A 16,197-nucleotide genomic window follows, 5' to 3' on the forward strand; every position below is an offset into this window, starting at 1 on the left:
GGATGAGTATCAGGGAATGGCCGGCTGAAGAACGGCCGAGGGAGAAGCTGCTGTCGCGTGGCGTAGCGGTGTTGTCGGATGCCGAGCTGGTGGCTGTGCTGCTGGGTTCGGGGGTTGCTGGGCGTAATGTGATGGACCTGGCGCGAGGGTTGCTGGTGCGCTTTGGTGGCCTGAGGCAGTTGCTCGATGCCGATCGCCAAGCCGTTTTGTGCGAGCCTGGCCTCGGCCCCGTGAAGTACGCCCAGTTGCAGGCCTTGCTGGAGATTGGCCGGCGTTACCTGGATGAGGGTATCGAGCGCACGCCTGCGCTGGAAAGCCCGGTGGCGGTGCGGCGTTACCTCAAAGCCATGCTGCGGCATGAGGCCAGTGAGGTGTTTGGGTGTTTGTTTCTGGATACCAAACACCGGCCGCTGGCGTTCGAAATCCTGTTCAGGGGCACGATCGACCGGGCCAGTATCTATCCGCGGGAAGTGGTGCGCCGGGCGTTGCTGCACAACGCGGCGGCATTGATCTTGTGCCACAACCATCCGTCGGGCAACAGCGAGCCAAGCCAGGATGATGTGCACATGACGCTAGCGCTCAAGCGAGCGCTGGGGCTGATCGATGTGCGAGTGCTGGACCACGTCATCGTGGGTGACGGCGAGCCGTTGTCGATGGTGGAGCAGGGGTGGATCGTTGCCTAGGTGCTGCGGTGCTTGTGCAGGCCTCATCGCGGGTCAAGCCCGCTCCCACAGGTACTTCACTGTTCTCAAGGGCAGTGACATACCGGTGGGAGCGGGCTTGACCCGCGAAGAGGTCGGCACAGGCAGTTGCACCCTCAGCGGGTCACCGAAACCTTGCTGAAATCCAACCGCCCGAACGGGCTCACCTGGTACCCCTCGACCCCCTGGCGCAGCAAGGTGGCTGCCGTGGGGTGCGCCAGCGGCACCCACAGTGCCTGCTGCTGGATCAACGTCTGCGCCTGCTGGTACAGCCGGCTGCGCACGCTCTGGTCGTTGGTGGTGCGGCCAGCATTGATCAACTGGTCAAGGCGGCTGTCGCAGAACCGCGCGAAGTTGGTCCCAGATTTCACCGCAGCACAGGAAAACTGCGGGCTGAGGAAGTTATCCGGGTCACCGTTGTCACCCGCCCAGCCCATGAACAGCAAATCATGCTCACCGGCCTTGGCGCGGCGGATCAGCTCGCCCCATTCGATCACCCGGATCTCGGCCTTGATGCCGATCTTGCCCAGGTCGGCCTGCAGCATCTGCGCGCCAAGGCTGGGGTTGGGGTTGAGCAGGCTGCCCGACGGGCGGGTCCAGATCGTGGTGCTGAAGCCCTCTGGCAGGCCTGCTTTGGCCAGCAGGGCCTTGGCCTTTTTCAGGTCCATGGGGTAGCCAGGCAGGTCCTTGGCGTAGCTCCAGGTGTTGGGCGGGTAGGGGCCGTTGGCGGCCGTCGCGGTGCCTTCGAACACGGCCTTGAGGTAGGCCGGCTTGTCGAAGGCCAGGTTGATGGCCTGGCGCACCTCTGGCTTGTCCAGCGGCGGGTGTGCGCTGTTGATGGCGACGAAGGCGGTCATGAAGGCCGGCGTGCTGGCAACCTGGAGGCTGCCATCCTTGCTGGCTTCAGCGATATCCAGCGGTTTGGGCGACAGGGCGACCTGGCATTCGTTGCGCTTGAGCTTCTGCAGGCGCACGTTGGCATCGGTGGTGATGGCGAAGATCAGCGGGTCGACGCCAGGCTTGCCAGCGAAGTAGTCGGGGTTGGCGCGGTAGCGCACCACGGCGTCCTTCTGGAAGCGCTGGAAGACGAACGGCCCGGTGCCGATCGGCTGGCTGTTGAGCTTTTCCGGGGTACCTGCCTTGAGCAGCTTGTCGGCATATTCGGCAGAATAGATCGAGGCAAAGCCCATGCTCAGGGTGGCCAGGAACGTGGCATCCGGGTGGGCCAGGGTGACGCGCACGGTCTGCGGTTCAGGGGCGTCGATCGACTTGATCAGGTTGCCCAGTTGCAGCGATTGTGCGTGCGGGTAACCGCCCGGGGCGGTCTTGTGCCAGGCGTGGGCCGGGTAGAGCATGCGCTGGAAGCTGAACAGCACATCGTCGGCGTTCAGCGCGCGGGACGGTTTGAAGTAGGCAGTGGTGTGAAACTTCACGTCATCGCGCAGCTTGAAATCGTAGATCAGGCCGTCGGCCGACACCGTCCAGCTCGCCGCCAGGCTGGGTACTACCTTGCCCTGGGCCGCATCGAACTCCACCAGGCGGTTCATCAGCACGTCGGCCGAGGCGTTGGTGGTGGTCAGCGAGTTGTACTGGACCACGTCGAAACCTTCGGGGCTGGCTTCGCTGCAAACACTCAGCGCGGCTGCCTGGGTGACGCCTGCGGTAAACAGTGAGGTGAACAAGAGGGAAAGGGCGGCGGCACGCATCGTGACTCCTTGGCTGTCAGTGGCCCATCTGCCAGTGCAGTCTGGAAACGTCCTACCCTAGTGCGCCCGCCTGCAAATGACCACACCCTTTTTTACAAATTCGGCGACGAGTGGTCGACGCCTGACGGGGCCTGCCGCTATGCTGCCCCGGCGCACTCGGCGTCGTGTCAATATTCATCATATGTTGTTGCAGTCGAGTCTTTCTGGTATAAAGCAGCGCTCTTTTCTAGGGGCTCGGCCTGTCGCATCAGCGGATCCGGTCGATAAGACCTCCAGAATCACGGCGCCTGGCGCCAAAGACTGAGAGATTAAGCGGCCAACCCATGCCGGGTTGGGCATGTGGTTTTAGAGGGCTGAGTCATGTCGAGAGTCTGTCAAGTTACTGGTAAGGGTCCAGTAACCGGGAACAACATTTCCCACGCAAACAACAAAACCCGTCGTCGTTTCCTGCCGAACCTGCAGCACCACCGTTTCTGGGTTGAGTCCGAGAAGCGTTTCGTGCGTCTGCGTGTTTCCGCCAAGGGCATGCGTATCATCGACAAGCGCGGCATCGACGCCGTTCTGGTTGACATCCGTAAAGCTGGCGCCAAGGTTTAAGGGAGAACATCATGCGTGAATTGATCCGTCTGGTTTCGAGTGCCGGTACCGGCCACTTCTACACCACCGACAAGAACAAGCGCACCACCCCGGACAAAATCGAGATCAAGAAATATGATCCGGTTGTTCGTAAGCACGTGGTGTACAAGGAAGCCAAGATCAAGTAATTGATCGGCGACCTGAAAAAAAACCCGCATCCGAAAGGATGCGGGTTTTTTTATGGCCTTCGCTCGGTCAGCCGAAGCTGAACCCCTTGATCAGGCCGTTGGCATCGGTCCTGATGTGCACCCGGTTGGTATCGTATTCGAGGGTGGACATCTCATTGGGGCCTACCACACGAGCGCGGCCGGTGAGTGCGCTGATGGTGGCTTTAACCCCAGGCTCGTAAGGCGTATCGACCAGATGGGCGAGGGCTTGCAAGGCTTCATCGTTGTTCATGCTTGGTATCCTTCTGAAGTAAATGGCCCGTTGTGGGCAGGGCCATCCTCACGCATGCCAGCTGGCCGGCTGTGTTACATAGTTATTTCTGCTCGAACATTACATAGATCTTGCGGCAAGGCTCCAGCACTTCCCAGGTGCCCTTGAAGCCTGCCGGGATGACGAACCGATCACCGGCACGCAGGGTCTTGGCGCCGCCGTCCTGGTCACGCAGCACCGAAACACCCAGCACGATCTCGCAGTACTCGTGTTCGGTGTAGTTGACCGTCCACTGGCCGACTTCACCTTCCCAGACGCCCGCGGCGAACTGGCCGCACGGGCTGGCGTAGTGGTTGTAGACGGCCTGGTCCGGCTCGCCTTTGAGGATTTTCTCTGCCGCCGGGCGGTAGCGTTCGGCCTCGGTAAGAACCTGGGCGAAGTCGATGATGCTGGCGATGCTCATGGTGCGGCTCCTGTTGTTGTTTAATAAAATGAACATCAGTAGGCGTTTAGGCCTTTCGTGTCAAATATATTGATAGTTTACACGGCCTGGTTTAGGGTATCGCTTGCCCGTGTGCGCTCGTCGCCCGGCCAGAATTTCTGACAACGCCAGTGAGTCCTCAGTGCGGCGTTGCACCTAAACAAGAGGAGGAGTTTCGTATGACCACCCTGACTCGTGCGGACTGGGAACAACGTGCCCAGCAACTGAAGATCGAAGGCCGTGCCTTCATCAACGGCGAATACACCGACGCCGCCTCCGGTGAAACCTTCGAGTGCCTGAGCCCGGTCGACGGACGCTTCCTGGCCAAGGTCGCCAGCTGCGACCTGGCCGACGCCAACCGTGCTGTCGAGAACGCCCGCGCCACCTTCGATTCCGGTGTCTGGTCGCGCCTGGCGCCGGCCAAGCGCAAAGCCAAGCTGATCCGCTTCGCCGACCTGCTGCGCAAGAACGTCGAAGAGCTGGCGCTGCTTGAAACCCTGGACATGGGCAAGCCGATCGGCGATTCCTCGAGCATCGACGTCCCAGGTGCGGCACAAGCCCTGCACTGGAATGCCGAAGCTATCGACAAGGTTTACGACGAAGTCGCGCCGACGCCGCATGACCAGCTCGGCCTGGTAACCCGTGAGCCGGTGGGTGTGGTCGGCGCCATCGTGCCGTGGAACTTCCCGCTGCTGATGGCATGCTGGAAGCTCGGCCCAGCCCTGGCCACCGGTAACTCGGTAGTCCTGAAGCCGTCCGAAAAATCGCCACTGACCGCCATCCGCATCGCCCAGCTGGCCATCGAAGCCGGCATCCCGGCCGGTGTGCTGAACGTGCTGCCAGGCTACGGCCACACAGTAGGCAAGGCCCTGGCCCTGCACATGGACGTCGACACCCTGGTGTTCACCGGTTCGACCAAGATCGCCAAGCAACTGATGATCTACGCTGGCGAATCGAACATGAAGCGTATCTGGCTGGAAGCCGGTGGCAAGAGCCCGAATATCGTCTTCGCCGACGCGCCAGACCTGCAAGCTGCCGCCGAAGCCGCCGCCAGCGCCATCGCCTTCAACCAGGGCGAAGTCTGCACCGCAGGCTCGCGCCTGCTGGTCGAGCGTTCGATCAAGGATACCTTCCTGCCGATGGTGGTCGAGGCCCTCAAAGGCTGGAAGCCTGGCAACCCACTGGACCCGCAGACCACCGTCGGCGCGCTGGTCGACACCCAGCAGATGAACACCGTGCTGTCGTACATCGACGCCGGCCACAAGGACGGCGCCAAACTGCTGGCGGGTGGCAAGCGCATCCTCGAAGAGACCGGCGGCACCTACGTCGAGCCGACCATCTTCGACGGCGTGACCAACGCCATGAAGATCGCCCAGGAAGAGATCTTTGGCCCAGTGTTGTCGGTGATTACCTTCGACACTGCCGAAGAAGCCATCGCCATCGCCAACGACACGCCGTATGGCCTGGCCGCCGGCATCTGGACCTCGGACATCTCCAAGGCCCACAAGACCGCCCGTGCCGTGCGCGCTGGCAGTGTCTGGGTCAACCAATACGACGGCGGCGACATGACCGCACCGTTCGGCGGCTTCAAGCAGTCGGGCAACGGCCGTGACAAGTCGCTGCATGCGCTGGAGAAGTACACCGAGCTGAAGGCGACCTGGATCAAGCTGTAAATCGCTGGGGCCGCGCTGCGGCCCACTCGCGGGGCAAGCCCGCTCCCACAGGCTCATCACCACTGATTTCAGAATCTCGGTGATGAGCTTGTGGGAGCGGGCTTGTTCCGCGAGTGGGCCCAAGAAAATCCAACAGGAAGAACACATGCGCTGGGGCACCTACTTCGCCGTACTGGCATCCGTACTCAGTGTCGGCCTGGCGCTCGGCGTGAGCATGCCGCTGGTGTCCCTGCGCCTGGAAGGGTGGGGCTACGGCAGTTTCGCCATCGGCGTCATGGCCGCGATGCCTGCCTTGGGCGTATTGTTGGGCGCCAGCCTGGCCAGCCGCCTGGCCGGTTGGGTCGGCGTGCCCTCGGCGATGCGCCTGTGCCTGTGGGGCGGTGCGCTGTCGATCGGCCTGCTGGCGCTGCTGCCCAGCTACCCGCTCTGGCTGGCTCTGCGCCTGTTGATCGGCATGTGCCTGACCGTGGTGTTCATCCTTGGCGAAAGCTGGATCAACCAGCTGGTGGTCGAGCGATGGCGGGGCCGGCTGGTGGCGCTGTATGGCAGCAGCTATGCCTTGAGCCAACTGGCCGGGCCATTGGTGCTGGGCTTTCTCGGCTCGGACGACGATTTCGGTTTCTGGGCCGCGACCGGCTTGCTGTTGCTGGCACCGCTGGTGCTGTTGGGGCGCGGCGGGGCGCCGACCACCGAAGCGTACAGCGTCACTTTCCGCGACCTGTTCGCCTTCTGCCGGCGCCTGCCGGTGATCGCCTGGGCGATTGCCCTGTTCGCTTCGTTCGAGGCAATGATCCTGACCTTGCTGCCGGTCTACTGCCTGCAGCAAGGGTTCACTACCGAGATTGCACTGTTCATGGTGAGCACCGTGGTGGTAGGCGATGCGGTGCTGCAATTGCCCATCGGCGCATTGGCCGACCGCATGTCGCGGCGCACCTTGTTCAGCGGTTGTGCGGTGACCTTGCTGTGCTCAAGCCTGGCGATACCGCTGTTGCTGCACACGCCGGTGATCTGGCCGCTGTGGGTGCTGTTCGGGGCCAGTGCCGGTGGCCTGTTCACCTTGTCGCTGGTGTTGATCGGCGAGCGCTATCGGGATGATGCGCTGGTGCGGGCCAATGCCCACGTGGCGCAGTTGTGGGGCATTGGTTGCCTGCTTGGGCCGCTCTTGGCGGGGGCCGGGAGCCAGTGGATCAGCGGGCATGCGTTGCCGTTGCTGATGGCTGTGGGGGCGGCGGGGTTGGTGGTGTTGATTCGGCGGCGGGGGGCTTTCGAGCCGGCTTCGGCTTGAGCATACATGGGGCCGCTTTGCGGCCCTTTCCGACCGGTCGGGCGGCACCCTATAGGGCTGCGATCACAGCATCTTTTCAAGGCCGACGGCCTTGCTGACCCAGGCGTTGAACCGTCGCCACATCCCGCCAGGCTCGGACGTCAGTATCCGCTGCTTGCCGTCTTCTTCAGTCACCCACACCAGTTTGTCGCCCCGCAACTGCGGCTGATAGCTCAGCGCCGGGGCCATACCCTGCACCGCCAGCGCGCGCGTGTATTCGGCCAGTTCCGGGCTGTCCACCAGCACACCGACTTCGGTATTCCACAGCACCGATCGCGGGTCGAAGTTGAACGAACCGATGAAGGTCTTGCGCCGGTCGAACACGATCGCCTTGCTGTGCAGGCTCGAATCCGAACCGCCATGGAAGCTCAACCGCCCGGCACTCGGGTCACCCGGCTGGCGGCGTAATTCATACAGCTTCACGCCATGTTCGAGCAGCGCCCGGCGATACGGCGCATAGCCGCCGTGCACCGCAGGTACGTCGGTCGCTTCCAGCGAGTTGGTCAGCAGTTTGACCGAGATGCCGGCATCGGCGTTGTGGGTCAGGTACAGCAAGCCCGATTCACCGGGCACGAAATACGCCGACACCAGGATCAGCTCGTGGCGAACGTTGTTCAGGTCGGGGGCCAGTTGCTGGGTCAGCAACAGTTGCGGGTCTGGCTCGTCATTGGCCAGGACCTTGCTCGGCGCATCCCACAGGGCCTGGCTGTGCGCCCAGATCAACTCGTTGCGCCACACATCCAGGCGCGGCTGCGACTGGTAGGCCATCAAGCGGTCATACAAGGCCTTGCGTCGCGTACGCGCCTCGGCCAGGGAAACCTCCAGGCGATGGCGGCTGGCGTGCAGGTCGTGGGCATCGGGCTGGCGCCAGAGGAAATCGCCGATGGGGCGGCTCAGGGCGCTGTTCCAGTACTGGTCGAAACTGTGGCCAAGTTGTTCGGCCACCGGGCCCACGCCCAGCAGGTCGATGTCGGTGAAGTTGAGGTTGGGTTCGGCATCGAAGTATTCGTCGCCCAGGTTGCGCCCGCCGACGATGGCCATGCTGTTGTCCACCAGGAACAGCTTGTTGTGCATGCGCCGGTGCTGGCGCGACAGGTTGAACAAGCGGCCTACCGCGCGCGTCACCCCGGTGCTACGCCCCAGGTGCAACGGGTTGAAGACGCGAATCTGGATGTTCGGGTGGGCGTCGAGGGTACCCATGATGGTGTCCAGGCCGTCGCTGGTGGTGTCGTCGAGCAGAATGCGCACGCGCACGCCGCGGTCGGCTGCACGCAGCAGTTCATGGACCAGCGCACGGGTGCTGAGGCCGTCATGAACGATGTAGTACTGCAGGTCGATGCTGGCCTGGGCGTTGCGGATCAGCTCGGCGCGCGCGCGAAATGCCTCGTTGCTGTTGGGCAGCAAACGAAAGCCCGAACGGCCCTCGTAGGGCGCAGCCTGGCGCAGCACCGAGCGGCCGAAGGCTGAGTCTTTGGCCGGCAGCGCCTGGCTGACTTCGCGGGGGATGTCGACGCTTGCGCAGCCTGCGAGGCCGCACAATAGCGTCAGCAGAAGCGGCAGAGCTCGCTGCAATCTCAAGGTAAGCGTGTCCTGTACAGCAAAGGCCTAAGGGGTTGGACCATGGTGGGCGGCGCAAAGTTACGCGCAGGCGTCGTCCTGATCCAGTAGACGAAGGGCGGTTTCACCCACTTTGCGCACGGCGGCCTCGATTGACGGCGTAGGCAGGGCCGCGAAGTTCATGCGCAAGCAGTGACGGAACTTGCCCGAGGCCGAGAAAATGCTGCCGACCGCGATCTGTACACCTTGCTCCAGTAAAGCGCGGTTCAGCCGCAGCGTGTCGAAATGTTCAGGCAGTTCGACCCACAGCATGAAGCCACCCTGGGGCCGGCTGACACGCGTGCCCGGCGGGAAGTAACGGGTCACCCAGTCGCTCATCAGGTCGCGGCTGCGTTGGTACTGGCTGCGCATGCGCCGCACGTGAGGCTGGTAATGGCCGGCTTTGATGAAGTCGGCGATGGCCAGCTGGGGCTGGCTGGCGGTGCTGCCGGTGCTGATGTACTTCATGTGCAGCACCCGCTCCAGGTAACGCCCCGGCGCTACCCAGCCGATGCGCAGGCCGGGTGCTAAGGTCTTGGAGAACGAACTGCACAGCAATACACGACCGTCCTCGTCGAACGACTTGAGGGTGCGCGGGCGCGGGTAGGTGTAGGCCAGGTCGCCGTACACATCGTCTTCGAGAATGGCCACGTCATAGCGCTGGGCCAGGCTGAGCAAGGCCTTCTTGCGTGCCTCGGGCATGATGTAACCCAGTGGGTTGTTGCAGCTCGGGGTGATCTGGATGAGCTTGATCGGCCACTGCTCCAGGGCCAGCTCCAGTGCTTCGAGGCTGATGCCGGTGACCGGGTCGGTGGGGATCTCCAGTGCCTTCATGCCCAGGCCCTTGAGGGTTTGCATGGCGCCATGAAAGCTGGGCGAGTCGACCGCAACGATGTCGCCTGGCTCGCACACGGCGCGAATGCTGCAGGACAGCGCCTCATGGCAGCCGGTGGTCACCACCAGGTCCGCCGGGCTCAGGCGGCAGCCGGAGTCCAGCGTCAGGCGGGCGATCTGCTCGCGCAGGGCCAGGTTGCCATGGATGTTGTCGTAGTAGAGGCCGGGCATGTCCTGGCGCCGGCTCAGCTGGGCGAGGCTGCGCAGCAGCGGCTTGAGGGTCGGGCTGTTGATGTCGGGCATGCCGCGCCCCAGCTGCATCACATCCTGGCGTGGAGTGCTGCGGACCAGTTCCAGCACCTGCTCCCACTGGGAGATGTCCACGGGGCGCTGGGCCGGGCGGCTGACGGCGGGCAGGGCAGGGAGGTGGCGGCCTTCGCTGACGAAATAGCCGGATTTGGGCCGCGGCGAGACCATGCCGCTGTCTTCGAGCATGCGGTAGGCCTGTTGCACGGTGCTCAGGCTGACCCCGTGCTCCACGCTCAGGGCACGCACCGAGGGCAGGCGCTGGCCGGGGCGATACAGGCCCTGTTCGATACGGGCGCCGAGCAACTCGGCGAGGTTGAGGTAAAGCGTCACGGCATACTCCAGTGCCGCTGAGCTGCAGCGACCAGTACAGTTGCGCTGAAAATACAGCATTCACCCGTCGATTCGCCAATTCTGTATGGGAATAATAAGCCGCTATTGGATCTGTATTGTCATCAGTGCCGACGCGCATGCTTGCTTCACGGTATCAACTGATCGGGAGAACGCAGCGATGGGTGGCATGAGCGATGTGCGCTTGCAACTGATGGCCAAGGAGCTGGAAACCGGGCAGCACGCCAAGGTCTTCAATGCGCCGGCAGGCCTGAGCCGTTGGGGGCTGATGCTGCACCGCTGGCACACCCGCAGGGCCTTGTTGCAACTGACCGATGATGAATTGCGCGATGTCGGGCTGAGCTGGGAGCAGGCCCGAGAAGAGGGGCGTAAGCCATTTTGGAGGGATTGATTGAGGGCTACGAAGTGCATGGCTTGAGGGTGATGGTGGGGCGGAAATCGAGCGCCACCATCACCCTCAAGGCATGCTCCGCCTCACATCACCTAAACCCATTCCTTGAGCCGGTGCCAGAGCATCCCCAATGCCAGCAGTGGCGAGCGCAGGTGCTTGCCGCCCGGGAAGGTGATGTGCGGCACCTTGGCGAACAGGTCGAAGCGCCCGCTCTGCTGGCCGCTGATGGCCTCGCCAAGCAGGCGCCCGGCCAGGTGGGTGGCGTTGAGCCCATGGCCGGAATAGGCCTGGGCGTAGTAGACGTTCGGCTGGCTGGCCAAACGCCCGATCTGTGGCAGGCGGTTGGCCCCGATGCCAATCATGCCGCCCCATTGGAACTCGATGCGCACATCGGCCAATTGCGGGAATACCTTGAGCATCTTTGGCCGCATGTAGGCGGCAATGTCTTGCGGGTCGCGGCCGGAATAGTGGCAGGCACCGCCGAACAGCAGCCGCTGGTCGGCAGACAGCCGGTAGTAATCCAGCGCCACGCGCTGGTCGCACACGGCCATGTTCTGCGGCAGCAGCGCGCGGGCACGCGCGTCGCCCAGGGGCTCGGTGGCGATGATGTAGCTGCCGGCGGGCAGCACCTTGCCGCCCAGCTCGCGATTGAGGCCGTTGTGGTAGGCGTTGCAGCACAGTACCAACGTCTTGGCACGGACCCGGCCTTGAGCGGTGTGTACCTTGACTTCGGGGCCGTACTCGATGCGCGTGACCTCTGACTGCTCGAACAGCCGCACGCCAAGGCGGCTGGCCACGGCCGCTTCGCCGAGGGCCAGGTTGAGCGGGTGCAGGTGGCCCGAGCCCATGTCGATCAGGCCGCCCACATAGCGGTCGGAGCCGACCACGCTGTGAATATCGTCTTTCGCCACCAGACGCAGCGCGTGGCGATACCCCAGGCTGCGCAATGCTTCGGCCTCTTCGGCAAAGCCTTGCAGCTCGCCAGGTTTGTTGGCCAGGTCGCAGTAGCCCCAGGTCAGGTCGCAGGCGATGTTGTAGCGCTCGACCCGCTCGCGGACGATCTCCACGGCCTCCAGGCCCATCAGCTTCATGCTGCGCACGCCTTCCTCGCCGATCACCGGGAGGAACTGCTCCAGGCCATGGCCGACACCGCGGATCAATTGCCCGCCGTTGCGCCCGCTGGCGCCCCAGCCGAGCTTGCGGGCTTCCAGCAAAATCACCGAGAGGCCACGTTCAGCCAGTTCGATCGCGGTGTTAAGGCCTGAATAGCCACCGCCAATGATGCACACGTCGGCGCTGTGCTCGCCTTGCAGGAAGGCATGATCGGCGTGTGGCGCGCTGCTGGCGGCGTAATAGGAAGCGGCGTGCTGCGCGCTATGGATCATGGGGCAGGTCCTGGGCTTTTGGGCAGAGGAGGGAGGATAAGCCGGGGTCGGAAGGTGGGCAACAAGGCGAGAGCCGCGTCCGCGTTCGCGGTTAAAGCTGCGCCCACAGGGCCGGTGCAATGGGCCTATAATTCACCCCACCTTCTTGCTCTGTACCCGCCATGTCCTGCAACCGCCACAAGATCCACTTCCTGCGCGAACTCATCCCTTCTTTCGAGTGCGAGCCCGGCTGCCACGACTGCTGCGGCCCGGTCACCACCTCGGCCGAAGAAATGGCCCGCCTGCCGCGCAAGACCGAGGCCGAGCAAGCCGCTGCGCTGCAGCACCTGGACTGCGTGCACTTGGGCCCCAACGGTTGCACAGTGTATGAAGAGCGCCCGATGATCTGCCGCCTGTTCGGCACCACCCCACGCATGGCCTGCCCGCGCGGCCGTGGCCCGGAGCAGATGATCGAGCCCGAGGCCGAGCAGCTCGTTCATCAATTCATTGCCACCACCCGCCAGGTGCTGGTCTAGCGTCAGTCCGGAATCGGCAGGCAGAGGCTCTCCTTCACCTCTTCCATCACGATGTAGCTCTTCGACTCGCGCACGTGCGGCAGCTTCAGCAGGATGTCGCCCAGCAGCTTGCGGTACGACGCCATCTCCGAAATACGCGCCTTTACCAGGTAGTCGAAATCGCCCGAAACCAGGTGGCACTCCAGCACATGGGGCAGCTTGAGCACCGCACGCCGAAACTCCTCGAAGGTGTCGCCAGACTTGTAGTCCAGGCTGATTTCGACGAACACCAGCAAGCTGCCCTTCAGGTGCTGCGGATTGAGCCGGGCGTTGTAGCCCATGATGATGCCCTCGCGTTCCAGGCGGCGGACGCGCTCGGTGCAAGGGGTGGTGGAAAGCCCAACTTTCTCGCCCAGTTCGGTGAAGGAAATACGCCCGTCATTCTGCAGGATCCGCAGTATGTTGCGGTCGATCTTGTCCAGTTCACGCTTGCTCTGGTGCTGGGTTCTCATAGGGGATGCCCCTCCGTGAAAGGCAATATTGCCGAGAATTCTCGCCAAATATAGGCTTTTATATAGTGAATTGCACTGGTCTGTAATTTTTATACTGCGCGCATCCATGCCATTTCAACAAAAGACAGCGGTGCGCCGCGTGCGAGGGATCAACAATGCGAGTTCTGGTACTTGGTAGCGGTGTGATCGGAACCGCCAGTGCCTATTATCTGGCCCGGCAAGGTTACGAAGTGACGGTGGTCGACCGCCAGCCGGCGGTAGCCATGGAAACCAGCTTCGCCAACGCAGGCCAGATCTCGCCCGGCTATGCCTCGCCCTGGGCCGCCCCGGGTGTACCGCTCAAGGCCATCAAGTGGTTGCTCGAACGCCACGCGCCCCTGGCCATCAAGCTGACCGGCGACGTTGACCAGTACCTGTGGATGGCACAGATGCTGCGCAACTGCACCGCCAGCCGTTATGCGGTGAACAAGGAACGGATGGTGCGTCTGTCCGAGTACAGCCGTGATTGCCTCGACGAGCTGCGTGCCGAAACCGGCATCGCTTATGAAGCCCGCACCCTGGGCACCACCCAGTTGTTCCGCACCCAGGCGCAGGTCGATGCCGCCGCCAAAGACATCGCCGTGCTCGAGCAGTCCGGTGTGCCTTATGAACTGCTCGACCGCGATGGCATCGCCCGCGTCGAACCGGCCCTGGCCGGGGTAAAAGACATTCTGGCCGGTGCCCTGCGCCTGCCTAACGACCAGACCGGCGACTGCCAACTGTTCACCACCAAGCTTGCCGACATGGCGCTGAAGCTGGGTGTGGAGTTCCGCTTCGGCCAGGACATCCAACGCCTGGACTTCGCCGGCGACCGCATCAATGGCGTTTGGATCGATGGCAAGCTGGAAACCGCCGACCGCTACGTGCTGGCCCTGGGCAGCTATTCGCCGCAGATGCTCAAGCCGCTGGGTATCAAGGCGCCGGTTTACCCGCTCAAGGGTTACTCGCTGACGGTGCCGATCACCAACGCCGACATGGCGCCGACCTCGACCATTCTCGATGAAACCTACAAGGTCGCCATCACCCGTTTCGACAACCGCATCCGCGTCGGCGGCATGGCTGAGATCGCCGGTTTTGACCTGTCGCTGAACCCGCGTCGACGCGAAACGCTGGAGATGATCGTCAACGACCTTTATCCTCGCGGCGGTGACCTGAGCCAAGCCAGTTTCTGGACCGGCCTGCGCCCGGCGACCCCGGACGGTACACCGATCGTGGGTGCCACTGCGTTCCGTAACCTGTTCCTGAACACCGGTCACGGGACCTTGGGCTGGACCATGGCGTGCGGTTCGGGTCGCCTGCTGGCAGACCTGATTGCGCGCAAGAAGCCGCAGATCAGTGCCGAAGGCCTGGATATTTCCCGTTATGGCAACAGCCGGGAAGCCACCAAGCAAGGCCAGACCGCGCCCGTGCATCAATGATTTGAAGGCCTGCGCTGGCCTCTTCGCGGGGTTACCTGCGAAGAGGCAAACACCGTTATTAAACTGAACCACCATAAGGCATGCCGCCATGCGTCCCGCCCGCGCCCTGATCGACCTCCAGGCCCTGCGCCACAACTACCGCCTTGCCCGTGAACTGACCGGCGCCAAAGCCCTTGCTGTGATCAAGGCCGATGCCTACGGCCACGGCGCGGTGCGTTGCGCCCTGGCACTGGAGGCCGAAGCCGATGGCTTTGCCGTGGCCTGCATCGAAGAAGCGCTGGAGCTGCGCGCAGCTGGCATCAAGGCGCCAGTGCTGTTGCTCGAAGGCTTCTTCGAGGCCAGCGAACTGGCCCTGATCGCCGAGCACGACCTGTGGTGCGTGGTGCATTCGCTGTGGCAGCTTGAAGCAATCGAAAAGACCCAGGTGCACAAGCCGCTGACCGTCTGGCTGAAGCTCGACAGCGGCATGCACCGCGTCGGCTTGCACCCCAAGGATTATCACGAGGCGTATCAGCGGCTGCTGGCTACTGGCAGCGTCCTGCGCATCGTATTGATGAGCCATTTCGCCCGTGCCGACGAACTGGACGCCGACGCCACCGCCGAGCAGATCGCGGTGTTCGAGGCCGCGCGCCAGGGGCTGGCTGCCGAGTGCAGCTTGCGCAACTCGCCCGGGGTGCTGGCGTGGCCACAGGCGGGTGGCGACTGGGTGCGCCCGGGCCTCATGCTGTATGGCGCCACCCCCTTCGAAGTCGCCCAGGCCGAGGCTGAGCGCCTGCAACCGGTGATGACCCTGCAATCGCGGGTCATCAGCGTGCGCGAGCTGCCGGCCGGCGAGCCGGTGGGCTACGGCGCCAAGTTCATCGGCACGCGGCCGACCCGCGTCGGCGTGGTCGCCATGGGCTATGCCGATGGCTACCCACGCCAGGCGCCCAATGGCACCCCGGTGATGGTCGCGGGCAAGCGCAGCCAGCTGATTGGCCGGGTGTCGATGGACATGCTGTGCATCGACCTGACCGATGTGCCCGAGGCTACCGTGGGCAGCCCGGTGGAGCTGTGGGGCAAGCAGGTGCTGGCCAGCGAGGTGGCTGCCCATGCCGGCACCATTCCGTACCAGATCTTCTGCAACCTCAAGCGGGTGCCGAGGGACTACTGTGGTGAGTAGGTGCGACGAATAAGACGCTGAAGCGGACAGGTTGCAGGGTGGTGTGTTGTAAATACTGAACGGCATTGCCATGATATCGTTCACATTCACCCCCCTCTCTACCCGTTTCAGGAGGCTCCAGCTTTGGACGTCGGCGAACGACTGCAAGCCATCCGCAAGCTCAAGGGCCTGTCACAACGTGAGCTCGCCAAGCGCGCGGGTGTCACCAACAGCACCATCTCGATGATCGAGAAAAACAGCGTCAGCCCTTCGATCAGTTCGCTGCGCAAGGTGCTGAGCGGCATTCCGATGTCCATGGTCGAGTTCTTTTCGGTCGAACTGGCCGCCGAGAGCCCTACGCAGGTCGTCTACAAGGCCCATGAGCTGATCGACATCTCGGACGGTGCGGTGACCATGAAGCTGGTGGGCAAGTCGCACCCCAACCGCGCCATTGCGTTTCTCACCGAGGTCTACCCACCGGGTGCCGACACCGGCGCCGAGATGCTTACCCACGACGGTGAAGAGACCGGCATCCTGCTTGAAGGGCGGCTTGAGCTGGTGGTCGGCAACGAGATTTTCATCCTCGAAGAGGGCGACAGCTACTACTTCGAAAGTACCCGCCCGCACCGCTTTCGCAACCCCTTCAAGGAACCTGCCCGGTTGATCAGCGCCGCAACGCCTTCAAACTTTTGATCCAGCGCAGTGCATTGTTTCGGCAATACCCCTTTCCTGTGTGGGGTCGTTTCACGGCCTCTGGGTTCCCGCTATACTTTTCAACGCTCGCCGATCCGTGGCCGCGAGCGTGATTAGCCACCATGAGGGTGTACGCGT

Annotated in this window: 17 protein-coding genes; 10 read left to right on the forward strand and 7 right to left on the reverse strand. The window is 63.2% G+C overall.

What is annotated here, in order from left to right; translation table 11 throughout:
• Positions 1–2: 2 nt before the first annotated feature.
• Positions 3–683: a DNA repair protein RadC gene (gene radC / locus HU770_RS12110; RefSeq protein WP_186663725.1), complete on the forward strand. Its 681-nt coding sequence runs from the start codon at positions 3–5 to the stop codon at positions 681–683.
• 134 nt (positions 684–817) lie between these two features.
• Here the strand turns inward: radC and HU770_RS12115 are convergent, their stop codons facing one another.
• The gene (locus HU770_RS12115; RefSeq protein ID WP_186663726.1) at positions 818–2,407 is read right to left on the reverse strand and encodes an ABC transporter substrate-binding protein; all 1,590 of its coding nucleotides are present in this window, start codon (positions 2,405–2,407) and stop codon (positions 818–820) included.
• 360 nt (positions 2,408–2,767) lie between these two features.
• On the opposite strand from HU770_RS12115, the gene rpmB reads away from it, so the two are divergent.
• Both rpmB and rpmG read left to right on the forward strand, forming a co-directional pair.
• Positions 2,768–3,004: a 50S ribosomal protein L28 gene (gene rpmB, locus HU770_RS12120; RefSeq protein WP_003253504.1), complete on the forward strand. Its 237-nt coding sequence runs from the start codon at positions 2,768–2,770 to the stop codon at positions 3,002–3,004.
• Between the two features lie 11 nt (positions 3,005–3,015).
• Entirely contained in the window at positions 3,016–3,171 is a 156-nt protein-coding gene (rpmG, locus tag HU770_RS12125) for a 50S ribosomal protein L33 (RefSeq protein ID WP_003253507.1), read from the forward strand.
• A 67-nt stretch (positions 3,172–3,238) separates the two neighbouring features.
• Here the strand turns inward: rpmG and HU770_RS12130 are convergent, their stop codons facing one another.
• Positions 3,239–3,442, reverse strand: a complete 204-nt coding sequence (locus HU770_RS12130; RefSeq protein WP_186663727.1) for an I78 family peptidase inhibitor — start codon at positions 3,440–3,442, stop codon at positions 3,239–3,241.
• An 82-nt stretch (positions 3,443–3,524) separates the two neighbouring features.
• Complete coding sequence (locus HU770_RS12135) at positions 3,525–3,884, reverse strand: cupin domain-containing protein (RefSeq protein WP_033702294.1); 360 nt, start codon at positions 3,882–3,884, stop codon at positions 3,525–3,527.
• 197 nt (positions 3,885–4,081) lie between these two features.
• On the opposite strand from HU770_RS12135, the gene HU770_RS12140 reads away from it, so the two are divergent.
• On the forward strand, positions 4,082–5,575 hold the full coding sequence (locus HU770_RS12140; RefSeq protein WP_033702292.1) for an aldehyde dehydrogenase: 1,494 nt from the start codon (positions 4,082–4,084) through the stop codon (positions 5,573–5,575).
• A 145-nt stretch (positions 5,576–5,720) separates the two neighbouring features.
• The gene (locus HU770_RS12145; protein ID WP_186663728.1) at positions 5,721–6,860 is read left to right on the forward strand and encodes an MFS transporter; all 1,140 of its coding nucleotides are present in this window, start codon (positions 5,721–5,723) and stop codon (positions 6,858–6,860) included.
• Positions 6,861–6,923: 63 nt separating this feature from the next.
• Here the strand turns inward: HU770_RS12145 and HU770_RS12150 are convergent, their stop codons facing one another.
• The gene (locus HU770_RS12150; protein ID WP_033702288.1) at positions 6,924–8,477 is read right to left on the reverse strand and encodes a phospholipase D family protein; all 1,554 of its coding nucleotides are present in this window, start codon (positions 8,475–8,477) and stop codon (positions 6,924–6,926) included.
• 60 nt (positions 8,478–8,537) lie between these two features.
• A complete protein-coding gene (locus tag HU770_RS12155; RefSeq protein WP_186655640.1) occupies positions 8,538–9,968 on the reverse strand; it encodes an aminotransferase class I/II-fold pyridoxal phosphate-dependent enzyme in 1,431 nt (476 codons plus the stop codon).
• A gap of 178 nt (positions 9,969–10,146) precedes the next feature.
• Between HU770_RS12155 and HU770_RS12160 the strand changes: the two genes are divergently transcribed.
• Positions 10,147–10,377 (forward strand): DUF1127 domain-containing protein, encoded by a 231-nt coding sequence (locus tag HU770_RS12160; RefSeq protein ID WP_033702284.1) that lies wholly within the window; start codon positions 10,147–10,149, stop codon positions 10,375–10,377.
• A 92-nt stretch (positions 10,378–10,469) separates the two neighbouring features.
• Here the strand turns inward: HU770_RS12160 and HU770_RS12165 are convergent, their stop codons facing one another.
• Entirely contained in the window at positions 10,470–11,762 is a 1,293-nt protein-coding gene (locus HU770_RS12165) for an FAD-binding oxidoreductase (RefSeq protein ID WP_186663729.1), read from the reverse strand.
• A 161-nt stretch (positions 11,763–11,923) separates the two neighbouring features.
• Here HU770_RS12165 and HU770_RS12170 point away from each other — a divergent pair, with 161 nt between their 5' ends.
• The gene (locus HU770_RS12170) at positions 11,924–12,277 is read left to right on the forward strand and encodes a YkgJ family cysteine cluster protein (RefSeq protein WP_033702279.1); all 354 of its coding nucleotides are present in this window, start codon (positions 11,924–11,926) and stop codon (positions 12,275–12,277) included.
• 2 nt (positions 12,278–12,279) lie between these two features.
• On the opposite strand, the gene dadR is transcribed toward HU770_RS12170, so the two are convergent.
• On the reverse strand, positions 12,280–12,768 hold the full coding sequence (gene dadR / locus HU770_RS12175) for a transcriptional regulator DadR (protein WP_003258963.1): 489 nt from the start codon (positions 12,766–12,768) through the stop codon (positions 12,280–12,282).
• A gap of 155 nt (positions 12,769–12,923) precedes the next feature.
• On the opposite strand from dadR, the gene dadA reads away from it, so the two are divergent.
• The 3 genes from dadA (at position 12,924) to HU770_RS12190 (ending at position 16,059) form a co-directional block, all read left to right on the forward strand.
• Positions 12,924–14,225: a D-amino acid dehydrogenase gene (dadA, locus tag HU770_RS12180; RefSeq protein ID WP_033702277.1), complete on the forward strand. Its 1,302-nt coding sequence runs from the start codon at positions 12,924–12,926 to the stop codon at positions 14,223–14,225.
• A gap of 88 nt (positions 14,226–14,313) precedes the next feature.
• Positions 14,314–15,387 (forward strand): alanine racemase, encoded by a 1,074-nt coding sequence (alr, locus tag HU770_RS12185; RefSeq protein ID WP_186663730.1) that lies wholly within the window; start codon positions 14,314–14,316, stop codon positions 15,385–15,387.
• A gap of 123 nt (positions 15,388–15,510) precedes the next feature.
• Positions 15,511–16,059, forward strand: a complete 549-nt coding sequence (locus tag HU770_RS12190; RefSeq protein WP_033702273.1) for a cupin domain-containing protein — start codon at positions 15,511–15,513, stop codon at positions 16,057–16,059.
• The last annotated feature ends 138 nt before the right edge of the window (positions 16,060–16,197 follow it).

Source organism: Pseudomonas sp. SWRI68, from assembly GCF_014269165.1.
Classification (GTDB): domain Bacteria; phylum Pseudomonadota; class Gammaproteobacteria; order Pseudomonadales; family Pseudomonadaceae; genus Aquipseudomonas; species Aquipseudomonas capeferrum.